Origin of the sequence: Streptomyces sp. NPDC051286, from assembly GCF_044455345.1 — a bacterium.
Classification (GTDB): Bacteria; Actinomycetota; Actinomycetes; order Streptomycetales; family Streptomycetaceae; genus Streptomyces.
In genome coordinates, this window is sequence record NZ_JBITER010000077.1 from 1 (window position 1) to 17,469 (window position 17,469).

Sequence of the window (17,469 nt, forward strand, 5' to 3'; positions counted from 1 at the left end):
GGCGGACGGCCGATGTCAGGGCTTGATCGGCTTCACCTTCGTGTCGACGCCGTTCACCCGCACGGTGACGTTCCCCCGGTTCCGCGCCCGGTCGGACCGTAGTCGTGGAAACAGGCCAGTTGAGCCTGATTGAACGTCAGGTCGACCTGAGGGCGGCCGCCAGGTACGCCGCGGTCCGGCTGTCCGCCGCGCCCGCCACCTCCGCGGGCGTCCCCATCGCGACGATCCGGCCGCCCCGGTCGCCGCCTCCGGGGCCGAGGTCGATCACCCAGTCGGCACCCGCGACCACGGCCATGTCGTGCTCCACGACCACCACCGTGCTGCCCGCGTCGACCAGCCCGTGCAACTGCCGCATCAGCACCTCGACATCGGCCGGATGCAGCCCTGTCGTCGGTTCGTCGAGCAGATACAGGGTGCGGCCGCGACGGGTGCGCTGCAGCTCGGCGGCGAGCTTGATCCGCTGTGCCTCACCGCCGGACAGCTCCGTCGCCGGCTGCCCCAGCCGCAGATAGCCGAGCCCCACATCGAGCAGTGTCCGCAGACTGCGCTCGGCGGCGGGTGTCCCGGCGAAGAAGTCGGCCGCCGACTCCACCGTCAGATCCAGCACCTGCGCGATGTTCAGCCCGCGCAGGGTGACCTCCAGTGTCTGCGGGTTGTACCGCGCACCATGGCAGTCCGGGCAGGGCGCGTACGTGCTCGGCAGGAAGAGCAGCTCGACGGAGACGAACCCCTCGCCCTGGCAGACCTCGCACCGCCCGCCCGCCACATTGAACGAGAACCGCCCCGCCCGGTAGCCGCGTTCGCGCGCCGTGCCGGTCTCGGTGAACAGTTTTCGCACGACATCGAAGAGCCCGGTGTACGTGGCCAGATTGGAGCGCGGGGTACGGCCGATCGGCTTCTGGTCGACCTGGACGAGACGGTCCACCGCCTCCAGCCCCTGCGCCGACGCGCAGCCGGCCGTGGGCCGATCGGCGGGAAGGTCGGCGGTGGCGGACGACTGCCGGTCGGCGAGGGCCCCGGCGAGTACCTGACCGACCAGAGTCGACTTCCCGGAGCCGGAGACCCCGGTGACCGCAGTGAACACCCCGAGCGGGAACGCGGCGTCCACCCCGCGCACATTGTGCCGGTCGACACCGATCAGCTTCAGCCACCCGGAGGGCGTACGCGGCTCCCGGGCAGGAGCCGGACCACCGTCGAAAAGGAACCGCCGCGTCGCCGACTCCACGACGTCCGCGAGTTGGGCCGGGGGACCGCTGTGCAGTACCCGCCCCCCGTGCTCACCGGCCAGCGGCCCCACGTCGACCAGCCAGTCCGCCTGCCGCACCACATCCATCTGGTGCTCCACGACGAAGACCGAGTTCCCGGCCTCCTTCAGCCGGCCGAGGACCGCGAGCAACGACGCGGTGTCCGCCGGGTGCAGACCGGCCGACGGCTCGTCCAGCACATAGACGACCCCGAACAGCCCCGAGCGCAGCTGGGTGGCGAGCCGCAACCGCTGCAGCTCGCCGGAGGACAGCGTCGGAGCCGTGCGGTCGAGACTGAGATAGCCGAGCCCCAGCTCGGTCACCGTCCCGATCCGGGCCAGCAGATCCGTCGTCAGCAGCCGCGCGGTGTCGTCGCCGCCTGCAGCCGACAGTACGTCGGCGAGGCGTGCGAGGGGCAGCGAGGCCAGCTCGGCGATCGTGTGGCCGGCAAAGGTGACGGCCATCGCCTCCGGACGCAGCCGAGTGCCGCCACAGACCGGACAGGGGGCGCTGGTCAGGAAGCGCTCGGCCTTGGCCCGCAGAGTGCGGCTCTTGGAGTCCGCGAAGGTGTGCATCACATAGCGCCGCGCACTCATGTACGTGCCCTGGTACGGGCGCTGGATCCGGCCCGCTTCCCGCACCGGGTGGACCGTCACCACCGGCTGATCGTCGGTGAAGAGGATCCACTCCCGGTCCTGCGCGTCCAGCTCTCGCCACGGCCGGTCGATGTCAAACCCCAGTGTGTCCAGCACGTCGCGCAGGTTCTTGCCCTGCCAGGCGCCCGGCCAGGCGGCGATCGCGCCGTCCCGGATCGACAGCGACGGGTCCGGGACGAGAAGCTCCTCGGTGGTGCGGTGGATACGCCCCAGACCGTGGCACTCGGGGCAGGCCCCGGCGGCGGTGTTCGGCGAGAACGCGTCGGAGTCCAGCCGCTCCGCCCCCGCCGGATACGTTCCGGCGCGCGAGAACAGCATCCGCAGCGAGTTGGACAGGGTGGTGACCGTACCGACCGAGGAACGGGCACCGGGCGCCGATCGCCGCTGCTCCAGCGAGACGGCGGGCGGCAGACCGGTGATCTCGCCGACCTTCGGAGCGCCGACCTGGTGGATGAGCCGCCGTGCGTACGGGGCGACGGACTCGAAGTACCGGCGCTGGGCCTCGGCGTAGATCGTTCCGAAGGCCAGGGAGGACTTCCCGGAGCCCGAGACGCCCGTGAAGACGGTGAGGGTGTCGCGCGGGATGTCGACGTGGACGTCCTGCAGATTGTGCTCACGGGCGCCGCGCACTCGGACGTACGGATCGTGGGGGGTGGGCATGCGCGCGGAACTCCATACGGATGTGGGCAGGGCCGGCAGTTGAGGACAAACAGTTGGATTCTAGGAGTCTGCGGTGCTTGGGCCCGCAACGCTGACGCCGATATTCCCCTCCATGCACCCCCAGGTCAGGGAGGGGAGCACCGCCTCCGCTCACTAGAGTGTGAATGCCAAGATCAGGACACCCACCGGAGTCAGTCCACACACGAGTCCAACGGACAAGCAGAGGTACGACAGGGTCTTGAGGGCCCTTTGGTGTTGGGCACGGCAAGCGGCGAAGCAGGTGAAGCTGACGACAGCCAGGCACGGCAGGACGACGAAGAAGAAGCCCAGTGCCGGCACGGCGCCCCCACACTGATCACGTTGCGGTCGAGCCGCCTGTGCAGGACATCGTCGCACAACCCGATGCGCACACGTCAGCTCGGATTCCGGGCGACGGCTCAGGCGACAGGCACAGCGGGCGCGGCGAAGAGCGAGGCGTCCCCCGCCCTGGACTGCGTCCCGGGCCCCTGCGCTCACCTCGTGCGGTACGCCCAGCGGAACGGCACTCTGGCTTCCGGCGACGGGCGCCCAGTTCTTCAGGTCCGCCAGTATTGCGGCGCGCGAGACGCGCGAAGCGGGAAAGTTGGACCATGCCGCGTGCAGGATCTTGCCCTGGCTGACGAGGTCGTCGAGGCCACGCAGGATCTCCTCGATCGGCGTCAGGCCGTCAGGGAAGTGCACCCAGAGCAGGTCGATGCAGTCGGTATTGAGGCGCTGCAGGCTCGCCTCGACCGAGTGGCTCATGTGGAGCGTCAGGTGCGGATGCTGGTCGATGACGACGAGCTGGTCTGCGACGCGGCCGAGCTGGCCGGTTTCACCGTGGTGCGAGCTCGCTGGGCAGTGGCCTCGCCTGCGTTGAAGGACGCCCAGGAGCGTACGGGGCGTGCCTGACCGCGGCCTACCGGGTCAGGTGGTCTCGTCGAGCCGGAAGCCGACTTTCAGGCCGACCTGGTAGTGCTCGATCCGGCCGCCCTCGATCTGCCCACGCACCTGGGTGATCTCGAACCAGTCGAGATTGTGCAACGTTTCCGCCGCCCTTGCGATGCCCCGGCGGATGGCGTCGTCGACGCCCTCGTGGGAGGTTCCTACGATTTCGGTGACCCGATACGTGTTGTTGGACATCGTATGTCCCCTTTCGTCCATACCACGGTGCCTCACTCGGCGCGGGTACGCGAGAGGTCGATGTGGAGAACGTGGCACGAACGGCCCTTGACCAAATGATTGGTCCATACCAAAATCCAGCCACGCCCGTGCGAGCGCCGCCCGTAGTCCCCCCACACCGGGTCCTGATTTCGTTGTGCCGTTTCGCAGAAGGTGACCCAGTGAAGAACCGCGTGCTCATAGGAGCCGTCACGCTCGTTTCCACCGTCGCGCTGAGCGGCTGCGGCTACCTCTCGGGCTCGGGTGGCCCCGGCGACAGGACGGTGACGATCTGGCTGATGAAGGACAGTGTTTCCGCCGATTTCCTGGACCGTTTCAAGAAGTCGTACGAAGAGGAACACCCCTCCATCCAACTGGAGTTCAAGATTCAGGGCTGGAGCGGAATCGGCCCCAAGGTGACAGCGGCCCTGAAGGGCGACGACACCCCGGATGTCATCGAGGTCGGAAACACCCAGGTCGCCCAGTACGCGGAGAGCGGCGGGCTGCGCAATCTGACTCTCGAGTCGATGCGCGATCTCGGCAGCGAGGAATGGCTGCCCGGCCTCGCCGACCCTGGCAGCATCGACGGCGTCCAGTTCGGCATTCCCTGGTACGCGGCCAACCGTGTGGTGATCTACAACAAGGACCTCTTCGAGCAGGCAGGTATCAAGAGCCCGCCGAAGACCCGGCACGAGTGGATCGAGGACAGCCGGCTGCTCAACCGGAACGGCAATCAGGGCATCTATCTCGCGGGCCAGAACTGGTACGTACTCGCGGGATTCATCTGGGACGAGGGCGGCGAGCTGGCCGACGAGAGGGGCGGCGACTGGGAAGGGGCCCTCGACACGCCGGCCGCGATCAGAGGCATGGACTTCTACAAGGAGATCCAGTCGTTCGGCGACGGCCCGAAGAACGCCGACGAAGAGCATCCTCCGCAGACCGATGTGTTCGCCGAGGGTGATGTCGCGCAGATCATTTCCGTACCGGGCAGCGCCAAGCTCATCGAGCAGAAGAATCCCGAACTCAAGGGAAAGCTCGGCTACTTCCCGATACCGGGCAAGACCGCGAAGAATCCCGGGTCCGTCTTTATCGGCGGTTCCGATCTGATCGTTCCGGAGAAGGCGGACAACGGGAGCGCCGGTCTCGAGGTGATCAAGGCGCTGGCCGGCGCGACGTGGCAGGCGGACCTCGCCAGAACCATGAGCTATGTACCGAACAAGGCGAGCCTCGCCCATGCCATCGAGGGCCAGGAGGGCACCGCCGCGATGGCCGAGGGCGCCCGGCGAGGTCGCGCGACCCCCAATTCACCGCAGTGGGCGGCGGTCGAGGCCGAGAACCCGATCAAGCCGTACATGTCGGCTGTTCTGCGCGGCGGTGACCCGCTGGCCGAGGCGAAGTCCGCTTCGGAACGGATCACCGCCCGGCTCGCGGGCAGCTGACCGGTCCGGGCCGCCGGGCGGCCCATCGGGTCCGCCCGATCCGCCGCCCGACACCTCGGGATTCAGCCGTCGCACATCCAGGCTCTCCACAGCGGTCATGTCGAATCCAGCCTGTCACGGCAGAAGTAAGGGGCCGGGCCGTTGCAGCAGTGCGGCAGCCCGGCAGCTGCCCTTGCCGATCCGTCCCCGGAGACCGCCATGAACGCGCTGCCCACCTCTCCGCTCGTCGCCGGCCCTCTCACCTGCACCCCCGTCGCGCCGGAGCAGCCCGCCCCGGCGCGGTCCGAAACTCCCGCGCCGCCGCTCTACCGCGTCTCCCTCGCCGTCACCCAGGACGAGGTGCGGGCCGCCCAGCGGCTGCGCCACCAGGTCTTCGCCGGTGAACTCGGCGCCCGGCTGGACGGGCCGGAACCCGGTCTGGACAGCGACGCCTTCGACGCGTACTGCGATCACCTGCTGGTACGGGAGCTCGCGACCGGCGACGTCATCGCCACCTACCGCCTCCTGCCGCCCGACCGGGCCCGTGTCGCCGGACGTCTCTACGCGGAGAGCGAATTTGATCTCGGCCGGCTCGGACCGATCCGCGACGACATGATCGAGGTGGGCCGCTCCTGCGTCCACCCGGCCCACCGGGACGGCGCCGTCATCGCCCTCATCTGGGCGGGGCTCGCCCGCTACATGGAGCGCAGCGGGCACAACTGGCTGGCCGGCTGCTGCTCGATACCCCTGGCCGACGGCGGCGTGCTGGCCGCAAACTCCTGGGACACCGTACGGGCGAAGTACCTGGCCCCCGAGGAGTACTGGGTCACCCCGCACCGCCTCTGGCAGCCCAGCGCCACCACCCGTCCCGGCGGATCCGCCGGGGCCCGCGCGCGCACCGGACTCGCCGCCCTCCCGCCGCTGCTCCGTGGCTACCTCCGGCTCGGTGCCTGGGTCTGCGGGGCGCCCGCACACGACCCCGACTTCAACGTCGCCGACCTCTACGTCCTGCTCTCGCTGCGCCGCACCGACCCGCGCTACCTGCGCCACTTCCTCTCGCTCGCCCCGCTGACATGAGCGCCTGGCTGCCCACCGCGCCCTGCACGCCGCACGCCTGTGCCGGTCACGACGGCCCGGTGCGCGGCGCCTTCCCGGCCATGGCCCTGCTGCTCGCCGGGTGCACCCTCGTCCTCGTCGGCGCGGTGTGCGCCGCTCCCGTGCTGCTCCTCGGCGCGCGGCAGCGCGACCGGCTGATCCGGTGGTGGGCGTACGCGGTCGTGCGGGCGTTCGGAGTACGGATCCAGGTGACCGGTGACCCTGCGCCGACGGCCGGGGCGGATCGCGCCGGTGCCCTCGGTGCGCTGGTCGTCGCCAACCACATCTCATGGCTGGACATCCCGCTCGTCGCCGCAGTGTTCCCGGGCCGGATGCTCGCCAAGAGCGAGATCCGGCGCTGGCCGGTACTCGGCCCGCTCGCCGCGCTCGGCGGCACGCTGTTCGTCGAGCGCGACCGGCTGCGGGCACTGCCCACGACCGTGCGCACCATCGCGGGGGCACTGCGCGGCGGGTCACGGGTGGTGGTCTTCCCCGAAGGCAGCACCTGGTGCGGGCGTGGATCGGGTGGCCGGTTCCGGCCCGCTGTGTTCCAGGCGGCGATCGACGCGGACGCCGAGGTCCGTCCGGTACGCATCACCTACCGCACCGCGCGGACGGACGGGCAGGTGGCCGGTGCCGCCGCGTTCGTCGGTGACGATCCGCTCACCGCCTCGCTGTGGCGGGTGGTCACGGCAGCCGGGCTGACCGCCGAGATCCGCGTTCTGCCGCCGATCCCCGCGGGCACCCGTCCCGGCCGCCGTGCTCTTGCCCGTACCGCTCAGACCGCCGTGGCCAGCGACACCGCGAACCGGTCCGCGGAGTCCGTCCACCACTGAGTCAACGTGAGTCCGGCCGAGGCGAGTTCGCCCCGGACACCCTCCTTGCGGAACTTCGCCGAAATCTCCGTACGCAGCTCCTCACCTGCCGTGAACGGCACCACCAGATCCAATTCCGGGATCTTCACCGTGAGCGCTCTGCGGGCCCGCAGACGCATTTCGATCCACTCCCGCTTCGGGTCCCACAGCGCCACATGGTCGAAGTCCGCCGGGGCGAAGTCGGCCCCCAACTCCCGGTCGACGACAGTCAGTACGTTCTTGTTGAATGCCGCGGTGACCCCGGCCGCGTCGTCGTACGCCGCGACGAGCGTCCTCTCGTCCTTCACTAGATCGGTGCCGAGCAGCAGCGAGTCGCCGGGCGAGAGAAGCGACCGTACCGACTTCAGGAACACCGCCCGCTCGTCCGGCAGCAGATTGCCGATCGTGCCGCCCAGGAACGCGACGAGCCGCGGGCCCGGTGTGTCCGGCAGGGTGAGCTCATCGGTGAAGTCGGCGATCAGCGCATGGATCGACAGGTCCGGCCGCTCCGCGAGCAGGGTCTCGGCCGCGCCGCGCAGCGCGCTCTCGCTCACGTCGACCGGCACATAGCTGTGCAGCCCGGGCAGCGCGTCCAGCAGATGCCGGGTCTTGTCCGACGAGCCGGAACCCAGTTCGACCAGGGTCTGTGCCCCGGACGCCGTGGCGATCCCGGACGCGCGGGCGACCAGGATCTCCCGCTCGGCGCGGGTCGGGTAGTACTCGGGCAGCCGCGTGATCTCCTCGAACAGCTCACTGCCGTGCGCGTCGTAGAACCACTTGGGCGGCAGGGTCTTCGGGTGCCGGGTCAGGCCGTGCAGCACATCGGCGCGCAGCGCCGCGTCCGTCGCGTCCGCCGGCAGGGTGCGGGTCAGTTGAATGGGACTCACTCGGTTGGCTCCTTGAGCGGGGTGAGCAGAACGTCGGTGCAGGTCGCGACGAGCAGGGTGCGGTCGGGGACCGTGCGCCAGTGCGGGTCGTCGTCGTACGGCTCCGAGGCCACGACCGCGCTGCGGCCCGGCTCGGCGAGGTACCAGAGAGTGTCTCCCCAGGCCGTCGCCACGATGGTGGTGCCGTCGGTGAGCAGCAGGTTCAGCCGCGAACCGGGCGCCGCCTCCGCGATCTCGCCCACGGTGTCCGCGACGGCCTGCGGTATGGCGTCCCCCTGGGCGATCCGGTGCTGCACGAGTGCCCAGACCAGGGCGGAGTCGCAGCGGGCGGTGAGGGTGAGGAGTTCGGCCGGGGGCAGCGTGGCGGCGAGCGGTGCCAGCGATCCGGGCCAGCCCTTCACCGCACCGTTGTGGCTGAACAGCAGTCGGCCCGAGGCGAACGGCGCGGCTGCCGCCTCGCCGTCCGCCCCCGGCTCGGTGGCGTCGCGTACGGCGGCCAGCAGTGCCGTGCTCCGCACCACCCTGGCCAGATCTGCGAAGGACAGGTCGGCCCAGATGGGCCCCTGGCGCCGGTAGCGACCGGGCACCGGGTCGCCGTCCGCGTACCAGCCCACCCCGAAACCGTCCGCGTTGACGGTGCCGTGCTTCTGCTGCCGGGGCTGCCAGGACTGCTGAACCAGCGCGTGGGACGGCTGCGCCAGCACCGTGCCGAGTGCAACGGGTGGCCCGACGTAAGCAATATGACGGCACATCAGAGATCCCTCGCGGTGCGGAATCCGGAGAAGATCTGGCGCCGCACCGACAGATCCCAGTTGCGGAACGTGCCCCGGCAGGCCACCGCGTCGACGGCGAACGACCCACCGCGCAGGACCTTGTGGTCGGGCCCGAAGAACACCTCCGAGTACTCCCGGTACGGGAACGCCGCGAAGCCCGGATAGGGGAGGAAGTCGCTCGACGTCCACTCCCACACGTCGCCGATCAACTGACGTACGCCGAGCGGCGATTCACCCTCGGCGTACGCGCCCGCCTGTGCCGGACGCAGATGGCGCTGGCCCAGATTGGCCCGGTCCGGGGTCGGGTCCTCGTCGCCCCACGGGTAGCGGCGCGAGCGGCCCGAGCCCGGGTCGTGGCGCGCCGCCTTCTCCCACTCGGCTTCGGTGGGCAGTCTGCGCCCCGCCCAGCGGGCGTACGCGTCCGCCTCGTACCAGCTCACATGGAGCACCGGCTCGTCGGCGGGCACCGGCTCGGTCACCCCGAACCGGCGGCGCAGCCACTGCCCCGCGTCCCGGTGCCAGAAGAGTGGGGCGGTCAGCTCGTGCTCGCGGACCATGGCCCAACCCTCCGGCGCCCACCAGCGCCGTTCGGTGTAGCCGCCGTCCTCGATGAAACGCTCGTACGCGCCGCAGGTGACCGGTGTCGTGTCGATGAGGAAAGCGGGGACGTCGCGCACATGGGCGGGCCGTTCATTGTCGAGGGCCCAGGGTTCGGTGGAGGTTCCCATGGTGAATGGGCCGCCGGTCACCAGGACCTCGGCGGGCAAGGTGGCCGCGTCGGTGGGCCGGGGCGGTTCCGGTGCGGTGAGCACGGCCGGGCCCGACCTCAACTGATGAGTGATCAGCATCGTCTCGTCGTGCTGCTGTTCGTGCTGGGCGATCATCCCGAATGCGAAGCCCGAGTCCACCAGCGGGCGGCCGCCGGTCAGGGCGGTGCTGTCGAGGATGTCCAGGGCCCGGCCTCGTACCTCCGCCGCGTAGGAACGGGCCTCGGCGGGCGGCAGCAGCGGCAGGGACGGACGGCTGGCCCGCGGATGTTCGAAGGCGTCGTACAGCCCGTCGATCTCGGGCCGCATCGGCTCCCGCCCGGCGACGCCCCGCAGCAGCCACAGCTCCTCCTGATTGCCGATGTGCGCGAGATCCCACACCAACGGCGACATCAACGGTGAATGCTGGGCGGTCAGTTCATGGTCGTCCACACTGTCGGTGAGGAGCGTGGTGCGTTCCCGCGCGGTGAGGAGCGCCGCAAGAGCGCGCCGGCGGAGCGCCTCGGTGTCCAGACCGGTGGCCGAGGGGGTGGGGGAGTGGGTCATGAGCCTGCCTTCCTTCTCGGTTCCGGACGGAGCGCCGCCGCGGGCATCGCATGCACCGCCGGCCTCGACAGCAGTGCGGACAGATCATCGGCCGGACATCGCCCCCGGGCGACATAGCGGTCGTGGAATGTCGCCACCGCCTCCTGCACAGCCTCGCTCGCACCCATCCGGGGCAGCGCTTCGCGGGCCAGCTGGAAGCAGACGGCGGCCACCGCCCGCAGTTCGGGGTCGGCCAGGCCGTCACGGGCGGCGCCGGTCCAGAGCGGGTTGCGCGGTGCCGACTGCGGGCCCGCCGTTTCGGCCAGCGGTTTGACGGTGCGGTACACGGTCTCGGCGGCCTCCGGATCGTCGAACAGAGCGGTGGTGACGGCGAGCGGCACGAGCCATCCGTCGTCACCCGGCTGCGCGTCGATCATGCGCAGTTCGAGATGTCCGCGCGGGCGCACGGGAGGAAAGAGCGTGCTGATGTGGTAGTCGAGATCGGCGCGCACCGGCGGCCGTGGCGCGCCCGTACGGATCCAGTCGCGGAAGGTCAGATCCTCCGGGACGGCCCATGGCCCCTCGCCGCCCCGTATGCACATCACGGGGGTGTCGAGCACATGCGTGGCCCAGGAGTCGCGCGGGGCCAGATGGCCCGGCGGCGCCAGACTCCGTACCGGATCGAGGTCCGCCCAGATCGACTGGCGGGTCGACCGCAGTCCCGTCGGCCGGCCCTGCCGGTACGGCGAGTTGGCGAACGCCGCCACCAGCACCGCACCCAGCAGATGCGACAGCTGCCAGCGCCGCCCGTAGCCGAGTGGCCCCGGCTCCTCCTCACCGGCGTCCAGACAGACCTGGACGGATGCGGTGGTGCACATCATGGCGCGGCCGGCCGTACCCGACCGGTCGAGTGAGACCTCCATGGCGTCGTAGCGGGGCTCGTGCAGCAGACGGTGCGGCGGATGCCAGGGGTCGACGCCCACACCGACCGGTACGAGGTCCTCCGCGTCGAGGGCGGCACGTACGGCGGCCAGATCGGTGGTCATGGCATCGACGCAGGCCATCAGGGAGTCGGCAGGGCGCGAGCTGAGCTCCAGCTGGCCGCCGGGTTCGAAGGTGAGCGCCGCACTCAGCGGCAGTGCGCGTACAGCGGCGACAGCCGCGTGGAGGCGGTCGCGCGGGACCGGGGTCCGGGGGTGGTCACGGTCGTGGATGAGCCATTCGAGCTCGACACCGACCGTGCGGGGCGGGCCCGTCTTGAAGCAGATGCATCGCAGTAAATCCTCCGCCTCCCCCTCGCCGAGGGGGAGGTCGTACTCGGCCGGACCGTGGCCGACAGGTGCGTCCGGTGACATTCCGGGGCCTCCTTCTTCGGTGCGTCCGTACCACCCAAACCCGTGCCGGGAGTTCGCACAAGAGGGCCCTTGTGCGACAGAAATTCGGTTGCATCAGGGTCTCGGAAGCACCGACCATGCCCCGTATGCACCACACGGGGAAGTATTGATGAGCGCACGGCTTCGCGCCATCGCAAGAGAGACCGAGACCATCGTCGAGCAGGGCTTCTACCGCACGCCCGCGGGGCGTGAGGTGAGTATCGAGCGTGCTCTGGCCGCCGCGCTCTCCGGGACCCGGCTGTACGGGCCTGAGCCGGTGCCCGTCGCCGTTCTGGACTCCGGCCGTACCGCGGTTGTCGAGGTCACCGGTGAGAGCAGCCTGCAGGCGGCGCGACGGATGACGGGCGAAGGGCCCGGCAAGGTCGCCGTGCTGAACTTCGCCTCCGCCCGTAACCCCGGCGGCGGCTATCTCAACGGCGCGCAGGCCCAGGAGGAGGCGCTCTGCCGCGGCTCGGCGCTCTACGCCACCCTGCTGCGCGCCCCCGATTACTACGCCCACCATCGCGCCGAACGCAGTGCCTTCTACACCGACCGGGTCATCCACTCACCCGGCGTACCGGTGTTCCGTGACGACCGGGGGAGCCTGCTGGACATCCCGTACGCCGTGGGATTCCTCACCTCGCCCGCACCCAACGCCGGAGTGATCCGCAGCCGGACCCCCGAGGACGCCCCTCGCATCCCCGCCGCGCTCGCGTCCCGCGCCGAACGGGTGCTGGAGGTCGCTGCGGTGCGCGGATACCGCAGGCTGGTGCTCGGCGCCTGGGGCTGCGGCGTGTTCCGCAACGATCCGACGGAGGTGGCAGGTGCCTTCCACGCGCTGCTCACCGACGGGGGCCGGTTTGCCGGGCATTTCGAGCAGATCGTCTTCGGCATCCTCGACCGTGGTCCCGAATCGGCCACTCGCGCTGCATTCGCCCACACGTTCGAAAGGGAGCGGCGACCATCGGGACCGGACACTCCCTGACCCTGCCGTTGAGCCAGAGGGGTGGACACCGACCGACGCGGTGACGTTGAAACGGAGGGGGCAAGGTCAGCCGCAGGGGCCGCCTCCTGGCCCCGCCGGTCAGTTCCAGCCGTAACGCTCCCGCAGCCGGCCGGCGACCAGATCGAACCGGTCCCGGTCCAGCGCGCACGCCTCGCGCCGCATCCCGTCCTCATGCACCCGAAGCACCCGGTCCAGATCGACCCAGGACGCCTGGCCGGAGCTGTCCCACGGCCCGGCGCCGAGAGCCACCCACTCGCGGTCCCGGTCGTGCTGCTTGCTGGACACCAATAAAGACAAAGACAACCGTCAAGTGCGGTTGAGCTTCCTGGGCTGATCGAGGCGATCAAGATCGTCCTGGGTGTGGCCGCTCGTCACGCTCGCACGCCCGGGCCCGGCGTTCCTGGCGCAGGGCACGGGCGCGGCCGTCGGACTGGGCGTGGCACCGAACTCCAGGCCGCGCCTGCCGGAGCGTCAACGCCCTCATGCTCACCGGTCTCGACGTCAACCGAAGGTTCAGGGTCGGACCCCGTCGCCACGTTCGCACAACTGCCCCACCGGGACAGGGGGTGCCTGCCGCAGCGCCCTCCGCCACGCCGGCCACCTGCGGCGCAGGGGCCGTCGCCCCCGTCTGCCGGTGCTGCGTCGGCGCGGGGTGGCCGACACGGAGCTGTGGGCGCCGCATGTTGAGGACCCGGAGCAATGGCCGGTCCTCGCCCGCGGCTGACGGACCAGGACCGGCCACACCCACCGGGAGCGGTCAGGTGGGTGTGCTCCCCTCCTGATCACCCGTCACCGGAATGCGCTCCTTGCGCGGCGACGGCGGCACGGCGGGCGTGACACCGTTGGCCGGTGCCGAGGATCCTGGCGACTCGCCCTTCTCGCTCATTGCGGACAGCAGCTGCCGGGCCAGACCCAGCCCCGTGCCACCCATCGTCAGCGCCTTTGCGAACATCTCCGGCATCCCGTCGGTGCCGTTCAGCAGCACCATGTGGTCCACACTGCTGAAGGCACCCGCGCCGGCTTCGACGATCTCCGGCCATTTCTCCGCCAACTGCTGGGCGACTACGGCTTCCTGATTCTCGGCGAGGGCGGCAGCACGCGCCTTGATCGCTTACGGCCTGGTGCACGATAGAGAGTGGGTCAGCGAGCGGCGTCATGCGGGTTCGAATCCAAGGCGGAGGAGGGAGGCGACGCGAAGGGGGTCCCCCCATGCCTGAGGGCTATGGGGGAGTCGTCGACTGACGACAACGCCGGAGGCGGAGTCGCATGACGCCGGGAGCCCGCTCGCTATCGTGCACCAGGCCGTTATGCCTCGGCCAGCCCCTTGGCCCGGGTCGACTCGGCCAGCGCCAGCCCCTTGGCCTGCGCCGCCGCTGCCTCCGCCTCACCGGTCGCCCGGGTCGCCGACGCGGCGGCGGCGCCGCGCGTCTTCGTCGTGTGCGCAACCTTGCCGCAATCTTGACTGCCGCACCCGGAACGCCGGTCCGTCCCACACCTCAACTGTCGTAAGCAGGAGCCACATAGACCGCGCGCGGCGGCAGATACTCGATCACCGTCACCACCGCCCCCGGCTCGATACGGACCCCCGGCGAGGCGGGATGGGCGAGGAAGTGCTCGGCGCCTTCACGGATCTGAACGATCACCTCACCGACCAGCCCCGGCCCCACCGTCCCGGTCACCCTGCCGAGCAGCCCCACCATCGACGAGTCATCCATGCCCCGGAGCGTACCCACCTCCAAGCGGTCTGGAAGACTGCCCGACGCCATGAGCCAGTTACCCAAGCAGCCCACCGAAGGCCCCGTCCCGACCAGCGCCGACGTGGCGCGGCTCGCCGGGGTCTCGCGGGCCACCGTGTCGTACGTACTCAACAACAACCCGACCGTCCGGATCAGCGAGGTCACTCGCCGCCGGGTCAGGGAGGCGGCCTCCGAACTCGGCTATGTGCCCCACGCGGCGGCCCGGAGCCTGCGCGCCGGACACACCCGGACGGTGCTGATGCCCACCGGGAACCACCCGATCGGTCCGCTCCACCACCGCTTCCTCCATGAACTCGAATCAGGGCTGCGCCGCCTCGACTACACCGTGGTCCAGCACGGGAGCCTCGGGCTGGACGCCGACGACGCCGCCCGTTCCTGGGCCGAACTCCGCCCCGTCGCCGTGATTGCACCCGGGGGGTTCGCGCTCACACCGCAGGGCATAGCCGTACTGCGGCGCTCCGGCGCCAAGGCGGTGATCACCCTCGGCCCGCAACCGGTGGACGGCGCCCACGCCTTGGTCATGGACCAGCGGGAGGTAGGCAGTTGCGCGATCGGGCATCTGCTGGAACGCGGACGACGGCGGATCGGCGTCGTCATGCCCGAGGAACCGGGCCTCGCCCTGTTCGCCGAACCGAGGCTGTCCGGAGCCCGGCGGGTGGCGGCCGATGGCGGAGCCCTCATCGAGCCGTTGCCCCTGCGGTACGACGAGGAGTCGGCCGGCGAGCTTGCCGCCCGGTGGCGCACGCTCGGACTCGACGCCGTGTTCGCGTACAACGACGCCTACGCGATGCTCCTGATGCGGGCCCTCCAGGACGCGGGCATCGAGATACCGGGCGAGACGGCCGTGGTCGGCGCCGACGACCTGCTGCTCGGCAGGCTGTTGAGGCCCCGGCTGAGCAGTGTGCGGATGGAACTGGCCACGTCGCAGCCGCTGGCGGATATTGTCGACCGGCTGGTGCGGCATCCGGGAGGCGTGCCGGAGCGCCATGACCTGCTGAGGGCGCGGGCGATCCCCCGCGAGTCCAGCTGAGGGGGTTCAGCGCGGCAACGTGCGCGTCGCGCGTCGCTTGCTTAGCGTCATGACCATGAACCATCCGCAGAGTTACGAGATCCTGCTGGTCCCCGAGTTCACCGAAGGCCCCGCTGAGGCCCCGAAGGCCAAGGGTGCCTCCGAGGCTTCCGGAACCCCCGAGTCCGCGGATACCGGCGGCGTCCGGCCCGCCGGCGCCCCTATCCGCTCTGCCGTCGTGACGGCCACCGGCGAGACCGGGGCGTCGGGCTACCCTCGGTACGCCGGGGAGGGCATGGTGGCGGACATCGATCCGGCGACCCGCACCGTGGAGGCCCTGCTTGTCGACGGTGCCGAACTGGACCTCGGCCTCTCGGTCAGGATCTCGGAGCTGACCGGCGACAGCTGACCGTCCGTGCTGGCAACTGCCTTGCATGAGGCTGGAGTTGGGAAACCCGCTCGCGCGTGACATTCGTACCGTTCCGCGCGCGCAAATGGGAGCAGCAGTTCGATCAATTCCCATTTCGATCGGTGCGGCGTGACTACGATGTTGCAGGTTCAACCGGGCGAGATCACGTTCGATGGCCGAACGCAGCTCGCACGGCTGCGCCGGATCGCGTAGTCCCGCGAGGCCGCGGCCGCACACCCCGCGCGCCCCACCGCATGGGACCGCCCCTCGAACCGATCGACTGGAGAGTCTTCATGTCCCTGCTCGACCCCAAAACCTGGCAGTCCCGCACACTCGCGGGTGGTGAGTCGGATGTCGTCGAGCCCGCCACCGGCGATGTCCTCGGACACGTCACCCTCGCCGCGCCCGAGGACATCGCGGCAGCCGCCGAGGCCGCGGCCGCCGCCCAGTCCGCCTGGGCCCGCACCCCGCACTTCGTGCGCGCGGCCGTCCTTCGCCGGGCCGGTGACCTGTTCACCGCCCACGCGGACGAGCTGCGCGAGTGGCTCGTACGGGAGTCCGGATCGATCCCCGGCAAGGCCGACTTCGAGCTCCACGTCGCCGCTCAGGAGTGCTACGAAGCCGCCGCGCTCGCCTCCCGGCCGGCCGGTCAGGTCCTGCCCAGCGAGGACCAGCGGCTCTCCTACACCCGCAGGGTCCCGGTCGGGGTGGTCGGCGTCATCGCCCCGTTCAACGCGCCGTTGATCCTCTCCATCCGGTCCGTCGCTCCCGCACTGGCCCTCGGCAACGCGGTGCTTCTCAAGCCCGACCCGCGCACCGCGGTCTGCGGCGGGCTCTCACTCGCTGCGGTCTTCGCCGAGGCCGGACTCGGCGAGAACCTGCTGCATGTCCTGCCCGGCGGCGCCGAGGCCGGACAGGCGCTCGTCGCCGAACCTCGCGTCCCGGTCATCTCCTTCACCGGCTCCACCACGGCGGGCCGCGCCGTCGGCGAGGCTGCCGGGCGGCTCCTCAAGCGTGTGCACCTCGAACTCGGTGGCAACTCCGCCCTCGTTGTCCTGGAGGACGCCGACCTGGAGGGCGCTGTGGCGCAGGCGACCTGGGGCTCCTTCTTCCACCAGGGCCAGATCTGTATGACCACCGGTCGCCACCTCGTCCACGCCTCGCTGCACGACGAGTACGTCGAGCGGCTCGCCGCGAAGGCGGACGCGCTGGCTGTCGGCGACCCGCACCGTGAGCAGGTCCACCTCGGCCCGGTCATCGACCGCGGCCAGCTCGGCAAGATCCACCGGCTGGTCGAGTCGAGCACCGCACGGGGCGCGAAGCTCGCGGCGGGCGGCACCCACCGCGACCTGTTCTACCGGCCCACCGTCCTCACCCACGTCGACGACCGGACACCCGCCTACGCGGAGGAGGTCTTCGGTCCGGTCGCCCCTGTGCGGTCCTTCGACACCCTGGACGAGGCCGCGGCGCTGGCTGCCGACAGCCCGTACGGACTCTCGCTGGGCATCGTCACCCGCGACACCGCCCTCGGCCTGGAACTCGCCGACCGGATCCCGACGGGCATCGCCCACATCAACGACCAGACGGTGAACGACGAGGCGGTCGCACCCTTCGGCGGGATCGCCGCGTCAGGCACCGGGGCGCGCTTCGGGGGCGAGGCCAACCTTGAGGCCTTCACCGACTTGCGCTGGACGACGGTCCGCCGCGAACCGGCCGGCCACCCCTTCTAGGGCGTGTTTCGAAAGCCCCGCCTGCCTGGCGGCGTCTGGCACGCACGCTCGCTGCGTTGTCGGGCTCGCCCCGATACGCCCAGTATCGGGGCGACCCTCCGCCTTGCGATCGCACGCACCAGACGCC

At 70.6% G+C, this 17,469-nt stretch carries 16 protein-coding genes and 2 pseudogenes; 7 read left to right on the forward strand and 11 right to left on the reverse strand.

Features of this window, described 5'->3' with window-relative positions:
* Positions 1-136: 136 nt before the first annotated feature.
* The 3 genes from uvrA to ACIBB8_RS35510 all read right to left on the reverse strand — a co-directional run bounded on the left by uvrA (position 137) and on the right by ACIBB8_RS35510 (position 3,721).
* Positions 137-2,560, reverse strand: a complete 2,424-nt coding sequence (gene uvrA, locus ACIBB8_RS35500) for an excinuclease ABC subunit UvrA (RefSeq protein ID WP_398959251.1) — start codon at positions 2,558-2,560, stop codon at positions 137-139.
* A 153-nt stretch (positions 2,561-2,713) separates the two neighbouring features.
* Positions 2,714-3,343 (reverse strand): aldo/keto reductase, encoded by a 630-nt coding sequence (locus ACIBB8_RS35505; RefSeq protein ID WP_398959253.1) that lies wholly within the window; start codon positions 3,341-3,343, stop codon positions 2,714-2,716.
* Positions 3,344-3,505: 162 nt separating this feature from the next.
* Positions 3,506-3,721, reverse strand: coding sequence for a dodecin (locus tag ACIBB8_RS35510; RefSeq protein WP_398959255.1), 216 nt, complete (start codon positions 3,719-3,721; stop codon positions 3,506-3,508).
* Positions 3,722-3,921: 200 nt separating this feature from the next.
* Here ACIBB8_RS35510 and ACIBB8_RS35515 point away from each other — a divergent pair, with 200 nt between their 5' ends.
* The 3 genes from ACIBB8_RS35515 (at position 3,922) to ACIBB8_RS35525 (ending at position 7,088) form a co-directional block, all read left to right on the forward strand.
* Positions 3,922-5,178: an extracellular solute-binding protein gene (locus ACIBB8_RS35515; RefSeq protein ID WP_398959257.1), complete on the forward strand. Its 1,257-nt coding sequence runs from the start codon at positions 3,922-3,924 to the stop codon at positions 5,176-5,178.
* Between the two features lie 198 nt (positions 5,179-5,376).
* Positions 5,377-6,234 carry a GNAT family N-acetyltransferase gene (locus ACIBB8_RS35520; protein WP_398959259.1) on the forward strand — a complete coding sequence of 286 codons (858 nt, stop codon included), beginning with the start codon at positions 5,377-5,379 and terminating at the stop codon, positions 6,232-6,234.
* Positions 6,231-7,088 carry a lysophospholipid acyltransferase family protein gene (locus tag ACIBB8_RS35525; protein WP_398959261.1) on the forward strand — a complete coding sequence of 286 codons (858 nt, stop codon included), beginning with the start codon at positions 6,231-6,233 and terminating at the stop codon, positions 7,086-7,088. The genes ACIBB8_RS35520 and ACIBB8_RS35525 overlap by 4 nt, the downstream gene beginning before the upstream one ends.
* Here the strand turns inward: ACIBB8_RS35525 and egtD are convergent.
* The 4 genes from egtD to egtA are packed head-to-tail and all read right to left on the reverse strand — an operon-like array spanning position 7,031 to position 11,413.
* Positions 7,031-7,993 (reverse strand): L-histidine N(alpha)-methyltransferase, encoded by a 963-nt coding sequence (gene egtD, locus ACIBB8_RS35530; RefSeq protein ID WP_398959263.1) that lies wholly within the window; start codon positions 7,991-7,993, stop codon positions 7,031-7,033. The two genes, ACIBB8_RS35525 and egtD, sit on opposite strands and share 58 nt — an antisense overlap.
* Positions 7,990-8,745, reverse strand: a complete 756-nt coding sequence (gene egtC, locus ACIBB8_RS35535) for an ergothioneine biosynthesis protein EgtC (RefSeq protein ID WP_398959265.1) — start codon at positions 8,743-8,745, stop codon at positions 7,990-7,992. The genes egtD and egtC overlap by 4 nt, the downstream gene beginning before the upstream one ends.
* Entirely contained in the window at positions 8,745-10,079 is a 1,335-nt protein-coding gene (gene egtB / locus ACIBB8_RS35540; RefSeq protein ID WP_398959267.1) for an ergothioneine biosynthesis protein EgtB, read from the reverse strand. Before egtB ends, egtC begins: the two co-directional genes overlap by 1 nt.
* Positions 10,076-11,413, reverse strand: a complete 1,338-nt coding sequence (gene egtA / locus ACIBB8_RS35545; protein WP_398959269.1) for an ergothioneine biosynthesis glutamate--cysteine ligase EgtA — start codon at positions 11,411-11,413, stop codon at positions 10,076-10,078. The genes egtB and egtA overlap by 4 nt, the downstream gene beginning before the upstream one ends.
* 148 nt (positions 11,414-11,561) lie before the next feature.
* On the opposite strand from egtA, the gene ACIBB8_RS35550 reads away from it, so the two are divergent.
* Entirely contained in the window at positions 11,562-12,416 is an 855-nt protein-coding gene (locus ACIBB8_RS35550; protein ID WP_398959271.1) for a TIGR02452 family protein, read from the forward strand.
* Between the two features lie 99 nt (positions 12,417-12,515).
* Here ACIBB8_RS35550 and ACIBB8_RS35555 read toward each other — a convergent pair.
* The 4 genes and pseudogenes from ACIBB8_RS35555 to ACIBB8_RS35570 form a co-directional block, all read right to left on the reverse strand.
* Positions 12,516-12,734: pseudogene (locus tag ACIBB8_RS35555) on the reverse strand (type II toxin-antitoxin system PemK/MazF family toxin); the annotation flags it as partial.
* A 478-nt stretch (positions 12,735-13,212) separates the two neighbouring features.
* Positions 13,213-13,551, reverse strand: a pseudogene (locus ACIBB8_RS35560) (flotillin family protein); the annotation flags it as partial.
* A gap of 191 nt (positions 13,552-13,742) precedes the next feature.
* Positions 13,743-13,937, reverse strand: coding sequence for a hypothetical protein (locus ACIBB8_RS35565; RefSeq protein ID WP_398959273.1), 195 nt, complete (start codon positions 13,935-13,937; stop codon positions 13,743-13,745).
* Complete coding sequence (locus ACIBB8_RS35570; protein ID WP_398959275.1) at positions 13,934-14,152, reverse strand: hypothetical protein; 219 nt, start codon at positions 14,150-14,152, stop codon at positions 13,934-13,936. The genes ACIBB8_RS35565 and ACIBB8_RS35570 overlap by 4 nt, the downstream gene beginning before the upstream one ends.
* Before the next feature lie 49 nt (positions 14,153-14,201).
* Between ACIBB8_RS35570 and ACIBB8_RS35575 the strand changes: the two genes are divergently transcribed.
* The 3 genes from ACIBB8_RS35575 (at position 14,202) to ACIBB8_RS35585 (ending at position 17,342) form a co-directional block, all read left to right on the forward strand.
* A complete protein-coding gene (locus ACIBB8_RS35575) occupies positions 14,202-15,224 on the forward strand; it encodes a LacI family DNA-binding transcriptional regulator (protein WP_398959276.1) in 1,023 nt (340 codons plus the stop codon).
* Positions 15,225-15,279: 55 nt separating this feature from the next.
* Entirely contained in the window at positions 15,280-15,612 is a 333-nt protein-coding gene (locus ACIBB8_RS35580) for a hypothetical protein (protein WP_398959278.1), read from the forward strand.
* Positions 15,613-15,905: 293 nt separating this feature from the next.
* Entirely contained in the window at positions 15,906-17,342 is a 1,437-nt protein-coding gene (locus tag ACIBB8_RS35585) for an aldehyde dehydrogenase family protein (RefSeq protein WP_398959280.1), read from the forward strand.
* The last annotated feature ends 127 nt before the right edge of the window (positions 17,343-17,469 follow it).